An 18,483-nucleotide genomic window follows, 5' to 3' on the forward strand; every position below is an offset into this window, starting at 1 on the left:
GGTCAGAACTCCACTTGCGCGCGAATGGCGGCGGCGATCAGCTCGCCGGTCACCTTTTTCGCGCTGATCCGGGCGGCCTGGTTCAGCGCGATGCTGGCCAGGTTGTTGACCGCGAGCGGGTAGCAGATCGAACGCGTGACAACGCGCCGCCCCTGGCCGCGGCCGACCGTCTGAGATGCCTGCAGGCGGGTGCGCATCTCGTCGAACGCGGTGGCGTCGAAGATGGAATCGGCATCGATCTCGACCCGCTTGAACTTGTGCTTGAGGTACGGCTGCAGCTCGTCATCCAGCGGGCCGAGCGTGGCGATCTCCATGCGCTGGACGACTTCTCGAACTCGCGGATTGCGATCGTCCAGCTTCCAGGCCAGCTCGGTCTGGCCGATCAGCAGGATGGACAGCAGCCGACCGAATCCGCTCTCGGGCTCGAGTTCGTAGAATCGCTTCAGGTGCTTGAGCGTCGGGATGGGCAGGTCGTGGGCCTCCTCGATGACCAGGACATGCCGGTGGCCAGCCTTTGCCGATGACCGCAGCAGCTCATGCACCTGCTCGCTGCGCGACTGCGCGGTTTGGCGCACGATGGCCAGGCGGTCGATGCCGCGAATGATCGCGGACGCGATGTCCTGCGCGCGCATCGTGCGGTTGAACTTGGCGCTTTCGCCGTCCTCGACGCCCAGCACGTAGGGCTCGATCACAGTGATCGGCTCGCGTGTGGTGGAGATCCACTCCTTCAGGTCCCGCTTGATGGTCGTCTTGCCGGCGCCCGACTCCCCCACGACGGCGAGCATGCCGCCGTGCTTGGCGCACTGGCGTACTGCGGCCCGCACGTAGCGGATGTCGTCGGACAGATAGACGTCCTCGGACGACTCCATCTCGTCGGTGAACGGGTCGCGCACGATCTTGAAATGCCGGCGGCATTCCGGGGTCAGGGGTTGCTTTCGGAGTAACATCTTGTGGGGCTCCTCTTCGTCTAAGGGATCAGCCTCGGCCGGCGTGGTATCTGCCAGGACGTCCACGCCGGCTTTCAGCTCGTCGAACAACTGGTTGAACTCGGTGGGCGGCACACCTGCCGCCCGTAGGGCCTTGCGGATCTGCTGCTGTTGCTCGTGCAGCGGTGTTCCGGTCGGCCAGCGGTTGTGATTCACGATCTGAGAGAACGTCGCGGGCGACCAGGTGGCTCCGCCCTGCGACTTGATCAGCATTCCCAGCTTGTTGTAGGAAATCCGGTTATCAGCCAGGACCAGCTTGAGTTTCAGCGACATGGCGCGATGCCTCCTATGCGATGCGCAGCGTTGGGGCACCGACTTCGGGGCGCCGGGGTTGTCGGAATTGCTCGATCAGGGCGTCGACCTGGTCCTCGCGCACACCCTCGGCATACGAGCGACGGAACCAGGCGTTCTCCTCCGGGGTCAGGCTGCGGCGCAACGCATCGACCAGTCGCAGCATGGCGGCATCGGCCGACAACGTTGGGATGACCGCGGCCACGTGCGCGGGCGTGTCGATCTCCTCGCCAACCTTCGGCAGATAGGCCGGCAGCGCAACATCCTCCAGGTGGGAATGCGCGTTCAGCTGGCCGTTGAACGGGACGGCCTTGCGTGACCGCGCCTTCTTGACCTCCTCGACGCTCAGGCCGGGATAGGCGGTCTGATCCAGCACCCGGGCGGCTCGCTCGATGTCGGTCTGCGGCGCGGCCTTGTATTCCTCGCCGATGACGGCGGCCGACAGGCGCTGCTCGTACCGATCGACGTCACGCTCGGGCTCGACGCGATAGACCAGCATCTCGCCGTCGTATCGCGGCACCTTCACCTGGATCGCGTCGTCGCCGTAGGCCAGCGCCTGCACCAGCACCGTGTCGCCGCGGTTGACTCCGGCCAGGCCGCGCAGCGGATAGCTGTTCGCGCTCGCTGCATTCGGGTGCTTGAACGTGATCGTCAGGTCGGGCCGCACCTTGCGCTCCTCCGGCCGACTGGCCATCAGCGCCCGGCAGATGTCGACGGGCCAGAGAATGCGCAGTTGATCGGCGGTGATGGTCTGCCACAGATCCAGGCGGGCACCGACCACTCGCCCATTGCGCCGCAGGCGCGTGTCCTGCTCCGGAATCAGGTTGGCGTTGTACGCATTGGTCCAGGCACTGGCGGCGCGATTGAGCGCGACGACGTCATGCACGGGCTCGAACCGCAGGCGGCTCTCGAATTGGGTCTCGACCAAGTTGTTGCCGTTCTCGACGCCACCCTTGACTCGCGCGTGGCCGGCCTCGTGGGTCTCGTACCGGACATCCAGCGCCTCCAGCAGGTTCAGGATCGGGCCTGCGCGGTTGGCCGAGCCCTTGTCCCACAGCACCAGGTGCGGCACGCCGTGGAACAGCCGCCCGTCCTGCTGGCCCCAGGCGAACATGAGGAAGTCGAACAGGCCGTGCATGTCCTCGCCCGCGGCTTCGGTGTACCAGGGGATGACGACACCGCTCGCGCGGTCGTAGAGCACGTAACGAAAGACCTTGAACTTGACCTTGGCGTAGTTCTCCAGCTTGTTCTTGTAGAACTCGGAGTCGCGCATGATGTATTGCTTGCCACGCAGGTAGTAAACGAGGCACAGCGACGGGTCGATCTCGTGAACATGGTTCGGGTGCAGTGCGCGTAGTCGCTGCACCGTGCTGCCGCTGCGCTGGGCGGCGACATTCAGGCGCCGGTCGCGCATCAGCCGGTTGAGCTGGCTGTTGCTGACGCCGAACGTGACGCCGTTGTTGACCAGGATGCTGCGCGACACCGGCGTGAACATCGTCTGCTTGCCGTTGTCCCGCACTGATTCGCGCTGTGCGGCGCCCAGGGCCTGCAGGGCTTCCGTGGCGACAGACGTTGAGCCCTTGTCGATACGGGCCTTGCGACCCGATGTCCAACCGCAATTCGTCTGCAGCTGTCGGTACACGGTCTGCGGTGAGCAGCCCAGGAACGTCGCGGCACGTTCGATCAACGCGCGGCGGCCGGCTCGGGCTCCCAGGTTATCCAGCTGGGCGGCCACGTCGCGCAGGTAGGTCAGCGAGTCGTGTGCGATCGCCATGACGCTATGCCTCCATGTCGTCATCGCTGCCCCCCTCATCGGAGTCGGCGAGCCGGTGCGATCGGAACTGGTCGATCTCTTGGCCGAACCGGTTGTGCAGATCGGCCTGGACCGCCGCCACGACCTGCGCACTGCGATCGACAGCGTCCACCAACTGCATCAGCACCGTGAGTACCGGTACCGGCAGGTCAACCTGCATTTCAGGGTCGTAGCCGTCGCGGCTGGTCACCTGTTCAGTCCACCACGCATCCAGCGCCGTGGCAGCCTCCAGGTGGCGGCCCAGCGCCTCGTCGACGATGGCCTGGCGCTTGCCGATCTCCTCTTTGAACTCGGCAACCTTGTCTTCCCAGGAGGCGGTGCCCAGTTGCAGTTTCTCCAGCTTGACCTGCAGGCGCTGTTTCTCCTTCGCTGCGTCGGCGGACAGTTTCTCCAGCGCCCGCTGTTCGGCCTTGGCGTCCTCCAGTTCTTTGCCATGGGCTTCCCGCTCCTTGCCATGGCGGACCGCCAGCTCCTGCATGAGGTCCACAACCTCATCCCGGGTCTTGGCCTCTTCGACGGCCCGCCGGATCAGCTCTTGGTCGGGCGCCGGCAGCGCCTTGATCGCGTTGTAGTCGCGCTGATGGAGGCCGATGCGCTCCGCTTGCTCGAACGCCTCCTGGCCCAGGAGCCGATGGTTGGATGCGATCTCGCGCATGCGCCTGTAGCTCTTGCCCAGCTTGGCTTCGCAGAACTCGTCAATACTTTCAAAATGGCGACCGTCGCCACTCTTGGGATTCCGCAGCAACCTCCAAGCCTTTGATTTCTTTACGTTTTCAAATATCTGGATCAAGGCGGAATTGGCGACGGTCGCCACAAAGTCGAGCGCCTCCAGCCGTCCGAGGTCGACTCCGGCCGCGAGGACCTCGTCCATTTCGTCCTGCCGTTGTATGTCGGCGACCGTGCGGACGGCGATGACGTCTTCGACGTATGCCTGTGTGTTCACCTCGGGCAATGGTGCCGCGACGGCGACTTCGGTTTTCTTTCTGGCCACGGTATGTGCTCCTTACGGCAGGCGGGTATAGCGTTGGCGGCGCTCGTCCAGGGCGGTCTGTGCGCGGCCCATGGCGGCGTCGAATGCATGGGCGACCTGGACCAGCTTCGGTCCGAGCAGCCACATATCGGATTGGGTCGGATCGCGTTCGGCCAGGCCGGCGGCCCGCAGGTTCTCCAGCGCGCGTAATGCCGTTGGGGCCGGGATATCGACGGCGGCGGCGACGTCCTTGAGCCGCAACCCTTGGAAATCGCGGGCGGCCAGGGCAAGCATGACTTTCAGCGTGCGCTGGACCTGGTCGCTGACGTAGCGGTCATCGCTCATTTCGACAGTCCCCCGTGTGATACCGTCCAGTTCTTGACACCGGGAACAGCCGTCATGAACAAAGCCGAAAGCGAGCCGCTGACGCTCGAAGAGCGCCTGCAGGTCATGGAAATCCTCGTGGAGGAACTCATTTGGGGGCTCCACCTTGAGGATCTACCGGCCCGGCAGGCGATTGCTCAGAGCCTGTACACAAGGCTCGAAGGGATGCAGCGAGATCAGGCATCCCGTGCTCCAGTGCTAGCCGTTCTATATCGGCACGCAGACTCGCTGTCTGAGCTCGATAGGACTCCGGATTGGCTAAGGCCCGTTCTACGACCCTTTGCACGGCCTGGGGATTCGGACGGATAAGTGCACGCAGGAAATCGCCGTGATCAGCCGTCGTCGGGAACAGAGGATTCGGCACCCACGTAGGTGGGCGCTCGGCGTGCTGAGAGCAGCACTTGGTCATCTGCTCCAGCTTGCGCGCAGCGTGCTCTTGGATCTGCAGGCCCTTACGAACGGCCGCCTGCAGGCAATCGGCCAACGGCCCGGCCGGAATGACGATGGCGCCGTAGCTGGTATGGATCTCGAAGCCGCGCTCCATATCCGGGACCTGCTTCGCCAGTGCATAGAGAATGTCGTCACGGGTCATGACTGGACTCCTAGATCAAGTTGAGGGGTCTCGTGCTGCTGCACGTTGTGGCGATGCCATGCCAGACCTTCCAGGCCTAGCTGAATTGCCGAGATGGTTGAATCCTGGTCCGCGCGGCCCGCGTAGAACTGCAGGAGCGCGCCAACCGCCCCATGCAATTGCTCTTGCAGTGCCTGCATGTCAGCCGCGGTCGCATCGCGGCCGACCGGGAGGTCGATCACGAGTTTTCCGCTGCTTGCGGCCAGCCAGCGAGTCACGAAATTGCATCCGCACGCGTGTTCGTAGACAGGGATCAGATTCGCGGGCATGCGGCCCGTGCTGAGCCACTTGTAGAGGGCGTCATGCGTGACGCCCATGAGATCGGCGATTCGTTCAACCGAGAGCCTGCGCCGCTCGATCGCAAAATCCTTCGCGAGTCGTAGCGCCTCCAGCAAGCTATTCGGTTGAACCGATTTCCAGTTCCTGCGCATGGTTGGACGGTCCCCTCAGCGGCGTTGAATACCGGCGTCCAAACAAAGCCGGGATTTCGACGTGTAGAAAATCATTTCAGCGGGCATAATTGGCATGGCGCTTGTGGATCGGACATGGCCGCATTCACGCGGCTTGACGGTCAGCGCTGGCTTTGAGGCCCAGGGCGACAGCGATTTCGTGCGCCTTGCCGTAATGCCCCTTGTATTGGCCGTTCAGAACGCGGTAGACATCGTTCAAACGGTAGTTGTGCTCGCGAGCGAAGGCCGAGAACGTCCGGCCCTCGCGGCGGAATTTGGCCTTGATTTGGTCAGAGGTCATGCTGGGCTCCTGATCGGATTGACGGTGGAGTGCCAATTTCTCGCGCTGTCCTTGGCCGGAGTTGATGCGATGAAATTGGCAATTTCTTCAACATATTTTGGTGCGGAAATCTGCACCTGTCAACATGGAAGATGCGGATATCTGCGCCATTGGCGCGCGTCTGAAGGCCGAACGAGAACGGCTCGGGCTCACCCAGCCGGCGTTTGCGGATGCTGCTGGTGCCAAGAAGCGAACGCTGATCGATTGGGAAAAGGGCGTCTCGTCCCCAACAGCAGTGCAGCTTTCGGCACTAGCGACGCTTGGGGTCGACGTTCTCTATGTGCTTACAGGAGATTGGGCGACCACTCAGGCGCCAGCGCCGTCTCTTTCTGAAGACGAGATTGCACTGTTGGCGCTATATCGCACGGCCCCGACTGCTGGTAAGGCCGCAGCAGTGGGGGCACTTCGGGGTGCTGTGGCTCATAAAAAGGCCGCCAAGTACTCAGTCGAGGCAGAGCGTCTGGAAATAGGTCAGCTCATCCACGGGCCAGTCAGACAGGACGGACTGACCATCAACGTGGGGAAAAAGAAGAAATGAAGAGGTGGGTGGGGCAAGCAGCACACACGATCGATAACTACAAACCGAATATTCGACAGCACATCCATCTGCGGTTGAAGGGAGACCGGGTCGTGACGGTGTTGGTGTTGGGACCGTCGGATATTGCCGAGCTATGTCCCGCAAAAAAAATGACTGGCGGCGTCGCCTGGCTACAGCTGCCCCTCGCCGAAAGACATAAAAAAAACGGCGGACATGGCGGTAAATTGAGTTCCGCGTGATTCGTTTACTGAATACTTGATGTGGGGGATGGGATGAGCGTCTTTCTCCGTGCAGTGCTCGGAATAGCATTTTCAATGGTGGCGGCTCAAGCCACAGCATTTGAATTCAAGGGTTTTCCCATTGGTGAGAGCCAGGAAGCCTTTCTTCAGCTTCATCATTGGAAATGCACGCCTGTAAAACCACAGCATGGCCCCTATGACGAGATTTGCTTACCAGACTCGTTTCCAGACAAGACCTACATGGGAAAGCCAACTCAATTGCGCGCCTATGTACTGGACGGGCGCGTTGTCAGCATCGAAGTCGACCCGTGGCGGGTGTATTTCAATGAGATCGTTGCCGCGCTGACAGAGAAATATGGGCCTCCCACACTGGACACGTCGATTCCGGATCGACGGAGGGCAAAATGGAAGGATGCCCAGGGCAACTCAATCTCGCTTCTCGAGAAGCTGGTCGGCGAAAACGGTTTCCTGACCATTACCTCGGCCTACGGTGCTGACGAGATCGCCCGCCGCCGTGCGGCGATGGAAGCCGCGAAGAAACGGGACATGTAGGCACGGTCAAGCGGGAGGCGGAAACCGAGATGTCCGAGATCAGCGATGTGGTGCTTGTTGCCCTGATTACAGCGGTGGGGACTTTGGCCGCGGGGATCGTCAGCCAACTCCTGTCAGCACGAGCAGCCAGTAAACAAGTAACCCAACAACAAGAGCGAGAAGAAGCGAGCTGGCGACGCACCGAAGCCAAGGAAAAGGAGGATCGGCAAGCGGCTCTTGTCCAGGAGTTCTGGGGGTATATCTTGCAATCTCAGACTCGAATGCTGAATCAGCGAGATGAGGGGCGACGTTGGCCGCAAACGCCTGCCGAAGAGCTACCGTCCACCGTTGCCGCGCAAGCCTACGCCGTTGCATTGCTCGGGATACCCTCTGTGCGCACCCTGGCCAAGGGGTACTACCGTGCCACCGCCGAGTGCGAAACCCTGGCCGCCAGCTCCGATATTGAGCAAATCGGACGGGCCCTGAACGCTTGGAGAGCTTATTTCGACGCATTGGAAAAAGCGATAATCGAGCTGATGGATCGGGATTGATCAATTCCACGGGAGGGCTCGTAGTACCTTAGCCCTCGTGTCTTTCGGTCGTATTTTTCCCTCGTCCAAAAGACGCCCATAGCGGGCAGCGGCACGATGGCGACGTTCCTTCAGGAGACGTCGCATGTCCGCCAATCTGGTCCCCCCGGTTTATCGCTTCCTCCCACGCCTGACCACCTGGCTGATCCTCTCGATCATCCTGGTCATTGCCATCTACTTGGTATCGCCCGCCCAGTTGCCGGTGGCCCTGTACAAACTGGCGCTGATCAGCCTGGCCGCCGTCGTGGCGTACTGGCTGGATCGTGCGCTGTTCCCCTACGCGAGGCCGGACGGCTACCTCAAGGAAGATTGGCGGTGCGAGCTGGACGGTGGCGGGTGTGAATCCGTCGACTACCCGGTAGCGGATGGCTATGCGCTCGTCTTCTGCGCGGCCATGATCCGTCGTGCTGTCGTCGTCCTCGCTGTCGTCGTGGGCGTTGCGCTGGGCCTGTGATGCGCATCCAGACAGCAGTGCTGTTGCCCCTGATCCTCTGGCTGGGCTGCGCAGCCGCGGCGGATGTTCCGCGCGCGGCCCTGGCGTATCGAGACGATCTGGTGCGCAACGCACGCTACGCCTGGGGTCTGAACGCCCCGGTAGCGACGTTCGCAGGCCAGATTCACCAGGAGAGCACCTGGCGGCCGGATGCGGTATCCGCCGTGGGGGCCCAGGGCCTCGCCCAGTTCATGCCGGCGACCGCCGCCTGGATCTCGCGGCTGTACCCCGCGCTGGCCGAGAACAGGCCCTACAACCCGGCATGGGCGTTGCGCGCCCTCGTAACCTACGACCGCTGGCTGTTCGACCGCATCCGCGCACGCGATGACTGCGAGCGGATGGCCATGGCCCTGTCTGCGTACAACGGCGGCCTCGGCTGGATCAGCCGTGACCAGGCGCTGGCATCGAGTCTGGGGCTCGATCCGCTGGCATGGTTCTCGTCCGTCGAGCGGGTCAACGCAGGCCGCTCGGCGGCGAACTGGCGCGAGAACCGTGCCTATCCCGATCGGATCATTCGCCGCCATCAGCCGCTGTATGCCGCGGCTGGATGGGGGCCGGGGGTATGTCCATGAAATGGATCGCAGGCGTTGTGGTGGTCCTGGCGGTTCTGCTGGGAATCGGGGCCGGGTATGGCCTGGGCCAGCGGGCGGGCTTCGCGCAGGGCAAGCAGGCCGGCAAGGACAGCGTGACCGCGGCCAGCAGCACGAACGTGGTGAACCAGCTCAATACCGTGCTGCGCGGGACCAATGACCTGGTTGCGCGCAGCAATGCTGCCAGCTCGCAACTCAGCAGGCTCCTGGCCGAGGCTGGGCGCATCAACTCTCAATCCACCGAGGAGCTGCGCAATGCGCTCAAGAAAACCGCTGGCGATCGCCTTGGTTGCCGCTATGACGACGACGTCATGCGCCGCCTGGAAGCCTCCCGAATCCGGGCCGCCACCGCCGCCACCTCCGGCACCGCCGCTGGTGTTGCCCGCGGAAATGGCGGTGCCGTGTCCGGAGCCGGCGGCGCCGAGTAGCAACCATGGGGACGACATGACCGAGGCGCTGGATGTGATGTACGGGCTGTATGGCAAATGCGCCGGGATCCACATGGACCTGATCAACTGGCTGGCCACGGAGCAATCACGCCGATGAGCATCGAAGACCTGAGATGGGGCGTTGGCCTGCTTCAGTGGCTGGTGATGGGCGCCATCGCCCTCTACGCGCACTTGATGGGCCGGAATGCGGCCAATGCCGCGGAGGTTGCGGCACTGCGCCAGCAGCTCGCGGCCCTGGAGGAGCACGTGCGGCATCTGCCGGACCAGGAACTGGTCCACGACCTGGCCGGCGACGTGAAGGCGGTCAAGGCGACGCTGGATGCGCTGCGCGAGGCCCTGGTGCCTCTGACGACAACCGTCGACCGCATCAACAACTACCTGCTGAACAACAAGTAACGGGGAACCCCCAATGAGCAAATTCTCGGATTTCCTGCGCGAGGACCAGCGTCTGGTGATCCTGCGGCTGCTGGCCGAGCAGCCCGCCTATCGCGCGAACAGCTCGGTGCTGCGGGCCGCGCTGGAGAGCTTCGGCCACTCGATGTCACGCGATCAGGTCAAGACCGAGCTGCGCTGGCTAGAGGAGCAGGGGCTGCTCGACATCGAGAATCTGGATGTCGTCCTGGTCGCCACGCTGCGGGAGCGCGGCCAGGACGTGGCCACCGGCCGCGCAGTCGCGCCCGGCGTCAAGCGGCCGGGGGCCTGACATGGCCCGTAAGTCGAGCGTCAAGAAGTTGCCGCCGGCCGTCCGCACTCATCTGGAGAAGCTGCTCCGCGAGGACCGGCTGACCCTCAACGAGATGATTGCCGACCTGCGCGACCGTTTTCCGGAAGAAGAGACGCCCAGCCGGTCGGCCGTCCATCGATACCAGGCCAATTTTGCCGAGCTGACCTCCCGCATGCGGGAGATCGAGGAAGGCGCGCGGGCCATGATCGGCGAACTGGGCGAAGGCATCGGCGATCGCGCCGGGGCGCTGCTGGCCCAGGCCGTGACGACGTTGGCCGCCAACGCGGCGCTGTCGGCCCATGGTGACAAGGACGTGTCCATCAAGGAAGTCGCTCAGCTCGCCCGCGCGGCCAAGGCCGCCATGGAGGCCCGCACCATGAGCCTGAAAGAGCGCCGGGCCATTGAACAGGACGCGCGGGAGCGGCTGCAGCGGGAGCAGGAAGCGAACCTGCAGGAGGTGGCCCAGGCCCAGGGCATGGACGCCGACCAGGTCGAGTTCTGGCGCAAGAAAGTCCTCGGGATGGCGTCATGAGCGGCGTTCAGCCGCTATCGAGCACCCAGCGAGTCATCGACTGGGAAGAGCTGCCGGCACGCGTCCGCGAGATCCCGGCCGGATTCAACCCGCTGACCGAGGGCGTACTCATGCGCCACCAGCGGGAGTTCGCAGCCCTGACGGCGTCGATCAAGGTATGCCCGAAGGGGCGCCGGACCGGGATCACTTTCGCCACGGCGCTGGACAAAACCCTCGTCGCCGCCGCCCGCAAGTCCGCCGGCGGGGACAACGTTTACTACATCGGCGATACGAAAGAAAAAGGGCTGGAATTTGTTGGCTATTGCGCCAAGTTCGCCCGTGTCATCGTCCAGGCCCAGGGCGAAGGTGTCTCCAGCATTGAGGAATTCCTGTTCGAGGACCAGGACGACCAGGGTAATACGCGACACATCAACGCCTATCGGATTCGATTTGCCTCCGGTTTCCAGATCTGTGCACTGTCGAGCCGTCCGGCTAACATTCGCGGCCTGCAGGGCCACGTGGTCATCGACGAGGCGGCGTTTCACCCGGACGTGCAGGGTGTGCTCGACGCTGCCATTGCCCTGTTGATCTGGGGCGGCCAGATCACGGTCATTTCGTCCCACAACGGCAAGAAAAACCCGTTCAATCAGTTCGTGAAGGACGTCGAGGCGGGCCGGTACGGGCCGGATGCCATCGTCATGACGGTGACATTCGACGATGCGGTCGCCAACGGCCTGTACGAGCGGGTCTGCATGATGAACGGGACGCCCGCGACTGCCGACGGCAAACGCGACTGGTACATGCGGATCCGAAACGCTTACGGCCCACGGGTGTCGGCCATGCGCGAAGAACTGGACGCCGTTCCCCGGGACGGCAACGGCGTATGTATCCCGAGCGTCTGGATCGAGGCCGCCATGCCGGAGGAACGCCCCGTCCTGCGCTTGACGCTGGATGACTCGTTCACGTCCTGGCTCCCCCCCGTGCGCGAAGCGTGGGTGGCGGACTGGATTGCCAAGGAACTCGACCCGGTGCTAGCCACCTTGGACCGATCGTTGCGCTGGGGCATAGGCATGGACTACGCCCGTCACCGGGATTTCTCGGAAATCGTGCCGCTGGGCGTGACGCGCACGTTGCGCCGGACCTGCCCATTCATCATCGAGCTGCACAAGGTGCCGAGCCGCCAGCAGGAGCAGATCCTCTGGCACGTGCTTCGGTTCCTTGGGCTATTCACTGCGGCGATTGATGCCACAGGCTCAGGCCAGATCATGGCGGAGTACACCGCCGATGAGTTCGGTGCCACCCGAGTCCACCAGGTCACGCTCAATCGTGCGTGGTATGGCGTGTGGATGCCGAAGATGGTGGATCTGTTCGAGGACGGGATGATCGACCTGCCGCGGGACGCCAATATCGAGAGCGATCTGCGCGTAGTCGAGAACGTCGATGGCATCCCCATGGTGCCCGAGGTTCGGACCCGCGACCTGGTCGACGCCGAGCTGCTGCGCCACGGCGATTCCGCGATCGCGCTGTGCCTGGCCAACTACGCCACGCTGAACCTGTCCAGCGCGATCGCGTTTACGCCCATCCCGGTCCCGCCGCGCGGGTTCGACAACGTGGTCGATCGCACCGGCCGCGGCCGAATGCGCGCGCCGGATGACGACATTCCTGAAATCAACCTGCCGGAGCATGGAGCATGGTGACCCCGCAAATCCTGGGGCCGGACGGCCGGCCCATTACGCGTGACATCCTGGAAGAGCCGCAGACCTCGCGCGTAGCGATGCTGCGCCACGAATGGCAGGGGCATCCGACCCGCGGCCTGACGCCGTCCCGACTGGCCCAGATCCTGGACACGGCCGAACAGGGCGACATCGTTGCCCAGTACGAGCTGTTTGAGGACATGGAGGAGAAAGACGCCCATATCGCCAGCGAAATGGGCAAGCGCCGCCGCGCCATCATCCGCGACTATGAGATCCTGCCGCCGCCCAACCCGTCCGCCCGGGAGAAACGGGACGCGAAGCAGCTCGAGGAGATGATGACCGACATCCCCGACTTCGAGGAAACCCTGTTTGATGTCTCGGACGCCATCGGCAAAGGATTTGCCAACCTGGAGCTGGCCTGGCACCGGGTCGAGGGTCTGTGGATCCCCGCATCGATCACCCATCGCCCTCAGAGCTGGTTCAAACTGGCTCGGGGCTACCGGCAGGAGATCCTGCTGCGCAACGGTGGCCAGGGGGAACCCCTGCAGCCCTTCGGTTGGATCACGCACACGCACCGCGCGAAGTCGGGCTACATCGAGCGTGCCGCATTGTTCCGGGTCCTGGTGTGGCCGTATCTGTTCAAAAATTACTCCGTAGGGGATCTGGCAGAGTTCCTGGAGATCTCCGGCATTCCCCTGCGCCTGGGCAGCTACCCGCCCAACGCTTCGGAGGCGGAAAAGGCGACCCTGTTGCGCGCCCTGGTATCGATTGGCCACAACGCCGCCGGGATCATCCCGGAAGGCATGAAGATCGATTTCAAGGATGCCGCCAGCGGGGACCCGGCCGGGTTCGAGCTGATGATCAACTGGTGCGAACGCAGCGAAAGCAAGGCGATCTTGGGTGGCACCCTGACCAGCCAGGCTGACGGCAAGAGCAGCACCAACGCATTAGGCAACGTCCACAACGAGGTCCGGAAGGATCTGCAGGTTTCGGACTGCCGACAGATCTCGTCGACGTTGTCGCGCGATCTGATCTACCCGATGGCGTGGCTGAACGGACTGGCGCCTGGCGGAATCCGCCGCGCCCCGCGCCTGAAACTAACGATCGAGGAGCCAGAGGACATCGGGCAATACGCCGAGTCCCTGCCGAAATTGGTGGGCATGGGGATGCGGATCGGCAGGCAATGGGCGCAGGAGCGACTGAGTATTCCTGAACCGGATGAAGGCGAGGACATTCTGACCGCACCGGCCGCAGCGCCGGCCACCGGGTTGGCGGCGCTGACCGCCCAGCCTGCCCGGCAGCCCGTAGGCGATCCGCCAGCACAGTGGGTGCCCCGAACGTCGCGGGCGGTCGGGCCTGCGGTAACCGACTGGGTCGACCAGATCCGCGGCCTGGTCGAACGTGCCCAGTCGCTCGAGGAGATCCGTGACGGCCTGGATACGCTGTACCCGAACCTGTCGGTGGACGACTATGCGCTGCGCATGGCCCAGGCCCTGACCGCTGCGGCCCTGGCCGGCCGCTACGAGATTCTGCAGGAGGTTGCCGGTGGCGACGGGCGTTAGCTACGGCGCCATGCCGTTTCCCGAGCAGATCGCGTTCTTTCGCCGCAAACTCAATCTCGGGACGACCAGCTACGCTGACATCTACGGCGCCGAGCATGACTGGGCGTTCGTGGTCGCCGGAGCGAATCGGGACGATCTGCTGACCGATTTCCGCCAGGCTGTCGACGCGGTCATCTCCCAAGGCGGAACTCTGGAGCAGTTCCGCCAGGACTTCGATCGCATCGTTGCCACGCACGGTTGGGACTACAACGGCTCGCGCAACTGGCGCAGCAAGGTGATCTACGACGCCAACCTGCGCAGCAGCTATGCCGCCGGGCGCTACCAGCAGCTGCAGGCAGTGAAGGAGCGCCGCCCCTGGTGGCGGTACAACCACTCCGATGCAGTCGAGCATCCTCGTCCGCTGCACCTGGAATGGGACGGCACGGTGTTGCATGCGGATGATCCCTGGTGGGAGACCCACTTCGGCCCGAACGGCTGGGGCTGTCAGTGCTGGGTGTCCGCGCACAACGACCGCGACCTGGCCAGGATGGGCAAGAAAGGGCCGGACACGGCCCCACCCATCAAGTGGGTCGACCAGGTCATCGGCAAGAACAGCGCGACCGGACCGCGGACGGTGCGAGTTCCCGAGGGGGTTGATCCCGGGTGGGCCTACACGCCAGGCCGCGGCCGCTTGCAGTCGGCGATCCCACGCGAGCGGCCCGACGATGCTGGTCCGAGCAGCTCGTCGGGGCCTGGCGTGCCGAACCGTCGCCCATCCGATCCGCTTCCACCTCCCCGCCGATTCAACGCGGAGCAGCTGCTGCCCGCCGGCGGTACGCCGGAGTACTACGTCGAGAACTACCTGCAGGAGTTCGGAGCGACGCTGGACCGGCCCGCCATCGTGCAGGACGTGGTGGGCGAACGCCTGGTCGTCGGAGCGGATCTCTTCCGCGACGTCACGAACGGCGAGTGGAAGGTGCTGAAACGTGGGCGTGAACGCTATTTGCCGCTCCTCGCCCAGGCGCTGCTCGATCCGGACGAGATCTGGGTGCGCATCGAATGGCTCGCCCGTGCGGCCCGCGCGGTCGTGCGGCGGCGCTACCTGGCCCGGTTCCAGATTCAAGGCGAATCGACGCCTGCGCTGGCGGTATTCGAGGTGGGTGCGGACGGCTGGGCTGGGGTGACAACGTTCCAGGCCAATGATGGTGCGTACCTGGAAGCGATGCGACTGGGTGTGCGGTTGTACCGCAGGGATGGAGAGTGAGCGGTGCGGGCCGGGCGCTGCCGCACCCGGCTCCCCCGATCGTAGGATTGGAGGCCCCGGCAGGGGCTGCTCGATCGATGGGCCGCGTGCCCATTTTAGGAGATTTTGATGGCTGGTGCGTTCCTTTCTGTCGATATCGACCTCGATACCCGGGCCGCGGAAGCCGGCCTGGACCGGCAAGCTGCCGCGCTGGAGCACCCGCAGCCGTTGATGGACGACATTGCCCAGTACCTCTACAACAGCTCGCGTGAGCGATTCAGGACACAGCAGGCCCCGGATGGCACCCCGTGGGCGGCACTCAATCCGGAGTATCAGCGACAGAAGTCCAAGAACCAGGACAAGATCCTGACGCTGAATGGCTACCTCAGCGGCACGCTGGTGGCTCAGGCGACAGATGATGAGGCTGTCGTGGGATCGAACCTGGTCTATGCGGCGATCCAGCAGTTCGGCGGGACCATCAAGCCACGCACGGGCCGAGCGCTGCGTGTAGGTGGCCGATTCCTCAGCTCGGTGACGCTCCCGGCGCGCCCATACCTCGGCACATCCGCAGATGACCTCGCTGAGATCAATGACCTGGTCGAGGACTACCTGGCTGCGGCGGCCTCGTGACCCCATTCGGCTAGAGCGCCTCTAGGGCGTTTTTCTGCCCGTTGCCCCCACGTGTACGGCGGCGGCATGCGCGAGCGCCCCTAAACGTTTATAAACGCCTCTGTGGGGCCGTCCGACCCCGACGGCTCCGGGGCAACCCCTGCCGACTGGCGGTGAGTCCCGATCTCCGCCAGAATTCCACCAGCGGGCTGCAACGGCCTGCACGATTTTTCCCGCGGGAAAAATACAGCCGGCTCCCCCCTCGCCAAGATGCGAGGCATGAGCAAACGCCACACCCCTCCGCCTCTACATTCCGTCCTCGGCGCTGCCGTGGCCGCGTGCGCATTTCAGTTGCCGGCGATGTCGAGCGGCCAGGTCGAGATTCAGGTTACGCCTGCGGGCGAGTTCCGGCCGAACGATGGGCGCGAGATGAAAGTGCCGTTCTGGCATATCGACAGCGAACTCGCCGCGCAGGCCATCGCACGATTCAATGCGCGGATCACGCCGCTGGTCATCGACTACGAGCACCAGACGCTCCTGAAGGAGAAGAACGGCCAGCCGGCGCCAGCGGCGGGCTGGTTTCGTGAGCTGCTCTGGCGCGACGGCGAAGGACTCTTCGCCCGCGTGGATCTGACCGCTCTGGCACGGCAGCGTGTCGATGCCAAGGAATATCTCTTCTTCTCGCCGGTTTTCACCTTCGACGAAACCGGCGGCGTCCACGAACTTTTGATGGGCGCCATTACGAACACCCCCGGTATCGACGGCATGCAGCCCATCGCGTTGCGCGACGTCGCTGCGGCCGCGGCTCAATTCGGCCTGGCCAGCCTCACTGCCCTACAGGAGATTCCCATGAACGAACTGCTCAAGCGATTGCTGGAGGCGTTGGGCCTGCCGGCCGACAGCACCGCCGACCAAGCGATCGAGGCCGTCAACGGGCTCAAGTCCAAGACTGCCGCCCCGGCCGAATCCGAAGTCGCCGCGCTGTGCGCCGCGGTGGGCGTGCCCGCCGGTTCGCCCATGACCGCGGTGCTGACGGCCGTCGGCGCGCTGCAAACGCGCGCGGCCGGCGCATCCCCCGACCTGTCTCAGTACGTGCCCCTGGCCACGTTCGAGCAGGTCAAGAACGACCTGGCCGCGCTGAACCAGAAACTGACCAACGGTGAGGTGGACCAGCTGGTCAAGGACGGCCTGGCGACCGGGAAGCTGCTGCCGGCCCAGGAGAAGTGGGCTCGTGACCTGGGCAATACCAACCTGGCCGCGTTGACCTCGTACCTGGACGTCGCCCAGCCGATCCCAGCGCTGGCCGGGACGCAGACCGGCGGCAGGAAGCCGAAGGACGGCGGTGAGGCCGCATCCCAACTCACCACCGACCAACTGGCCATCTGCACCAACATGGGACTGGATCCGGCCGCCTACGCCAAGAACCTGCCTGCCGCCTAACCGCCAGTCCTCCACCACATCGAGAGACAGCCATGACCGCTCTGACAGCAGACCGCAATACCCCGCGCCGCGACGGGGAACTCGTTTCCGACCCCCTCGCCGCCGCCGCGGTGCTCTACGTGGGCGCGATGTACGCCCTGGACAACAGTGGCAACGCCGTCGCGGCCACGGCGGCCGGCAACACCGTCCGGGCCGTAGCCCAGGAACAAGTGTCCCTGGCCGCCGGTGACAGCCGCGTCGAAGGGCGCCGCAGCACGTACCTGTTCGACAACTCGGCGGGAGCCGGCGAGCTGACCCGCGCCGACATCGGCAAGGTGGCCTACGTGGCCGATGACCAGACCGTCAGCAAAACGGGCACCGCGGTGGCCGGCCTGGTGATCGACATCGAGGACGGCCAGGTCTGGGTCGATGTGAGTCAGGCTCCGGTGCTGGCCGCCGCTATCGCTGCGGCTGCCGCCCCCTGATCGCTGGCCATCTCGCAACGTCAATTCAGACTGGAGCAAGCAAAATGGAAATCAACCGCGCCAACCTGCGGAACCTCTTCATCGGCTACCAGACCGCGTTTCAGAACGCGTTCGCCGGTGCCCCGAGCGAGTATCAGCAGATCGCTCTGACCGTGCCAAGCACCACGTCCAAGGAAACCTATCCCTGGCTAGGCAAAACGACGGGCTTTCGGGAGTGGATCGGCGATCGCGTCATCCAGAACCTCGAGCTGCACGACTACACGATCAAGAACAAGCCCTTCGAAAACACGGTAGGCGTAAATCGCGAGGCCATCGAAGACGACAGCTATGGTGTCTTCAGCCCCTTGATGGCGCAGCTGGGACAGGACGCCAAGGAGCACCCCGACACGCTGGTATTCCGCCTGCTAGCGGACGGATTCAACCAGAAGTGCTACGACGGGCAGAACTTCTTCGATACCGACCACCCCGTCAAGGTCGGCAATCGCGAGGTGAGCGTCAGCAACTTCCAGGGCGGCACGGGCACGGCCTGGTACCTGCTGGACCTCACCCGGGTGATCAAACCGATCATCTTCCAGAAGCGGAAGGACTACAACTTCGTGGCGTTGCAGGACGAAACCGACGAAAACGTCTTCATGCGCAAGGAGTACATCTACGGCACCGATGCGCGTGTGAACACTGGGTTCGGCCTCTGGCAGTTGGCTTATGCCAGCAAGGAGCCGCTGGACAGCCAGTCGTTCAACGACGTCTACGCCGCCATGCAGTCCCTCAAAGGCGACAACGGCAACCCGCTGGGCATCCGTCCCAAGCTGTTGCTCGTGCCGCCCTCGCTGCGCGCCGCCGCCCTTGAAGTCGTCAAGGCCGAGCGGAACGCCGCCGGCGCGACCAACATCAACCGCGACGTGGTCGACGTGCTCGCTACACCCCGGCTGGCCTGATACACCCCGAGAGCGCGAAGCAGAACTA

At 64.1% G+C, this 18,483-nt stretch carries 24 protein-coding genes; 17 read left to right on the forward strand and 7 right to left on the reverse strand.

Annotation, left to right across the window (positions count from 1 at the left end):
• Nucleotides 1-2: 2 nt before the first annotated feature.
• The 7 genes from EV675_RS10420 to EV675_RS10450 all read right to left on the reverse strand — a co-directional run bounded on the left by EV675_RS10420 (nucleotide 3) and on the right by EV675_RS10450 (nucleotide 5,825).
• Nucleotides 3-1,259 (reverse strand): ExeA family protein, encoded by a 1,257-nt coding sequence (locus tag EV675_RS10420; protein WP_130357170.1) that lies wholly within the window; start codon nucleotides 1,257-1,259, stop codon nucleotides 3-5.
• 13 nt (nucleotides 1,260-1,272) lie between these two features.
• The gene (locus EV675_RS10425; protein ID WP_130357171.1) at nucleotides 1,273-3,051 is read right to left on the reverse strand and encodes an integrase; all 1,779 of its coding nucleotides are present in this window, start codon (nucleotides 3,049-3,051) and stop codon (nucleotides 1,273-1,275) included.
• Between the two features lie 4 nt (nucleotides 3,052-3,055).
• Nucleotides 3,056-4,081 carry a hypothetical protein gene (locus EV675_RS10430; protein ID WP_130357172.1) on the reverse strand — a complete coding sequence of 342 codons (1,026 nt, stop codon included), beginning with the start codon at nucleotides 4,079-4,081 and terminating at the stop codon, nucleotides 3,056-3,058.
• Nucleotides 4,082-4,093: 12 nt separating this feature from the next.
• On the reverse strand, nucleotides 4,094-4,405 hold the full coding sequence (locus EV675_RS10435; RefSeq protein WP_130357173.1) for a helix-turn-helix domain-containing protein: 312 nt from the start codon (nucleotides 4,403-4,405) through the stop codon (nucleotides 4,094-4,096).
• 127 nt (nucleotides 4,406-4,532) lie between these two features.
• Nucleotides 4,533-5,036, reverse strand: a complete 504-nt coding sequence (locus EV675_RS29695; RefSeq protein WP_165404336.1) for a hypothetical protein — start codon at nucleotides 5,034-5,036, stop codon at nucleotides 4,533-4,535.
• Complete coding sequence (locus tag EV675_RS10445) at nucleotides 5,033-5,506, reverse strand: hypothetical protein (protein ID WP_130357174.1); 474 nt, start codon at nucleotides 5,504-5,506, stop codon at nucleotides 5,033-5,035. The genes EV675_RS29695 and EV675_RS10445 overlap by 4 nt, the downstream gene beginning before the upstream one ends.
• Before the next feature lie 124 nt (nucleotides 5,507-5,630).
• Nucleotides 5,631-5,825 carry a DNA-binding protein gene (locus EV675_RS10450; RefSeq protein ID WP_130357175.1) on the reverse strand — a complete coding sequence of 65 codons (195 nt, stop codon included), beginning with the start codon at nucleotides 5,823-5,825 and terminating at the stop codon, nucleotides 5,631-5,633.
• Between the two features lie 124 nt (nucleotides 5,826-5,949).
• On the opposite strand from EV675_RS10450, the gene EV675_RS10455 reads away from it, so the two are divergent.
• The 17 genes from EV675_RS10455 (at nucleotide 5,950) to EV675_RS10535 (ending at nucleotide 18,455) form a co-directional block, all read left to right on the forward strand.
• Nucleotides 5,950-6,402, forward strand: coding sequence for a helix-turn-helix domain-containing protein (locus tag EV675_RS10455; RefSeq protein ID WP_130357176.1), 453 nt, complete (start codon nucleotides 5,950-5,952; stop codon nucleotides 6,400-6,402).
• Nucleotides 6,399-6,641 carry a hypothetical protein gene (locus tag EV675_RS10460; protein WP_130357177.1) on the forward strand — a complete coding sequence of 81 codons (243 nt, stop codon included), beginning with the start codon at nucleotides 6,399-6,401 and terminating at the stop codon, nucleotides 6,639-6,641. The genes EV675_RS10455 and EV675_RS10460 overlap by 4 nt, the downstream gene beginning before the upstream one ends.
• Nucleotides 6,642-6,674: 33 nt before the next feature.
• Nucleotides 6,675-7,193, forward strand: a complete 519-nt coding sequence (locus EV675_RS10465; RefSeq protein ID WP_130357178.1) for a hypothetical protein — start codon at nucleotides 6,675-6,677, stop codon at nucleotides 7,191-7,193.
• Nucleotides 7,194-7,222: 29 nt separating this feature from the next.
• Complete coding sequence (locus EV675_RS10470) at nucleotides 7,223-7,723, forward strand: hypothetical protein (RefSeq protein ID WP_130357179.1); 501 nt, start codon at nucleotides 7,223-7,225, stop codon at nucleotides 7,721-7,723.
• A 124-nt stretch (nucleotides 7,724-7,847) separates the two neighbouring features.
• Complete coding sequence (locus EV675_RS10475; protein ID WP_130357180.1) at nucleotides 7,848-8,216, forward strand: putative holin; 369 nt, start codon at nucleotides 7,848-7,850, stop codon at nucleotides 8,214-8,216.
• On the forward strand, nucleotides 8,216-8,827 hold the full coding sequence (locus EV675_RS10480) for a transglycosylase SLT domain-containing protein (RefSeq protein WP_130357181.1): 612 nt from the start codon (nucleotides 8,216-8,218) through the stop codon (nucleotides 8,825-8,827). Before EV675_RS10475 ends, EV675_RS10480 begins: the two co-directional genes overlap by 1 nt.
• Nucleotides 8,824-9,273, forward strand: a complete 450-nt coding sequence (locus EV675_RS10485; RefSeq protein ID WP_130357182.1) for a hypothetical protein — start codon at nucleotides 8,824-8,826, stop codon at nucleotides 9,271-9,273. The genes EV675_RS10480 and EV675_RS10485 overlap by 4 nt, the downstream gene beginning before the upstream one ends.
• Before the next feature lie 114 nt (nucleotides 9,274-9,387).
• On the forward strand, nucleotides 9,388-9,690 hold the full coding sequence (locus EV675_RS10490; RefSeq protein ID WP_130357183.1) for a DUF2730 domain-containing protein: 303 nt from the start codon (nucleotides 9,388-9,390) through the stop codon (nucleotides 9,688-9,690).
• Between the two features lie 13 nt (nucleotides 9,691-9,703).
• Complete coding sequence (locus EV675_RS10495) at nucleotides 9,704-9,997, forward strand: VpaChn25_0724 family phage protein (RefSeq protein ID WP_130357184.1); 294 nt, start codon at nucleotides 9,704-9,706, stop codon at nucleotides 9,995-9,997.
• 1 nt (nucleotide 9,998) lies between these two features.
• Nucleotides 9,999-10,550 (forward strand): phage protein Gp27 family protein, encoded by a 552-nt coding sequence (locus EV675_RS10500; RefSeq protein WP_130357185.1) that lies wholly within the window; start codon nucleotides 9,999-10,001, stop codon nucleotides 10,548-10,550.
• Complete coding sequence (locus EV675_RS10505; protein ID WP_130357186.1) at nucleotides 10,547-12,226, forward strand: hypothetical protein; 1,680 nt, start codon at nucleotides 10,547-10,549, stop codon at nucleotides 12,224-12,226. Before EV675_RS10500 ends, EV675_RS10505 begins: the two co-directional genes overlap by 4 nt.
• Nucleotides 12,220-13,785, forward strand: coding sequence for a DUF935 domain-containing protein (locus EV675_RS10510; protein WP_130357187.1), 1,566 nt, complete (start codon nucleotides 12,220-12,222; stop codon nucleotides 13,783-13,785). The genes EV675_RS10505 and EV675_RS10510 overlap by 7 nt, the downstream gene beginning before the upstream one ends.
• Nucleotides 13,769-15,028 carry a PBECR2 nuclease fold domain-containing protein gene (locus EV675_RS10515; protein WP_242621379.1) on the forward strand — a complete coding sequence of 420 codons (1,260 nt, stop codon included), beginning with the start codon at nucleotides 13,769-13,771 and terminating at the stop codon, nucleotides 15,026-15,028. Before EV675_RS10510 ends, EV675_RS10515 begins: the two co-directional genes overlap by 17 nt.
• Before the next feature lie 108 nt (nucleotides 15,029-15,136).
• Nucleotides 15,137-15,637, forward strand: coding sequence for a phage virion morphogenesis protein (locus EV675_RS10520; protein ID WP_130357188.1), 501 nt, complete (start codon nucleotides 15,137-15,139; stop codon nucleotides 15,635-15,637).
• A gap of 258 nt (nucleotides 15,638-15,895) precedes the next feature.
• The gene (locus EV675_RS10525) at nucleotides 15,896-17,056 is read left to right on the forward strand and encodes a phage protease (protein WP_130357189.1); all 1,161 of its coding nucleotides are present in this window, start codon (nucleotides 15,896-15,898) and stop codon (nucleotides 17,054-17,056) included.
• Nucleotides 17,057-17,088: 32 nt separating this feature from the next.
• Nucleotides 17,089-17,520, forward strand: coding sequence for a hypothetical protein (locus EV675_RS10530; protein ID WP_130357190.1), 432 nt, complete (start codon nucleotides 17,089-17,091; stop codon nucleotides 17,518-17,520).
• A gap of 44 nt (nucleotides 17,521-17,564) precedes the next feature.
• Nucleotides 17,565-18,455, forward strand: a complete 891-nt coding sequence (locus EV675_RS10535) for a Mu-like prophage major head subunit gpT family protein (RefSeq protein WP_130357191.1) — start codon at nucleotides 17,565-17,567, stop codon at nucleotides 18,453-18,455.
• The last annotated feature ends 28 nt before the right edge of the window (nucleotides 18,456-18,483 follow it).

This window comes from Pigmentiphaga kullae (assembly GCF_004216695.1).
Classification (GTDB): domain Bacteria; phylum Pseudomonadota; class Gammaproteobacteria; order Burkholderiales; family Burkholderiaceae_B; genus Pigmentiphaga; species Pigmentiphaga kullae.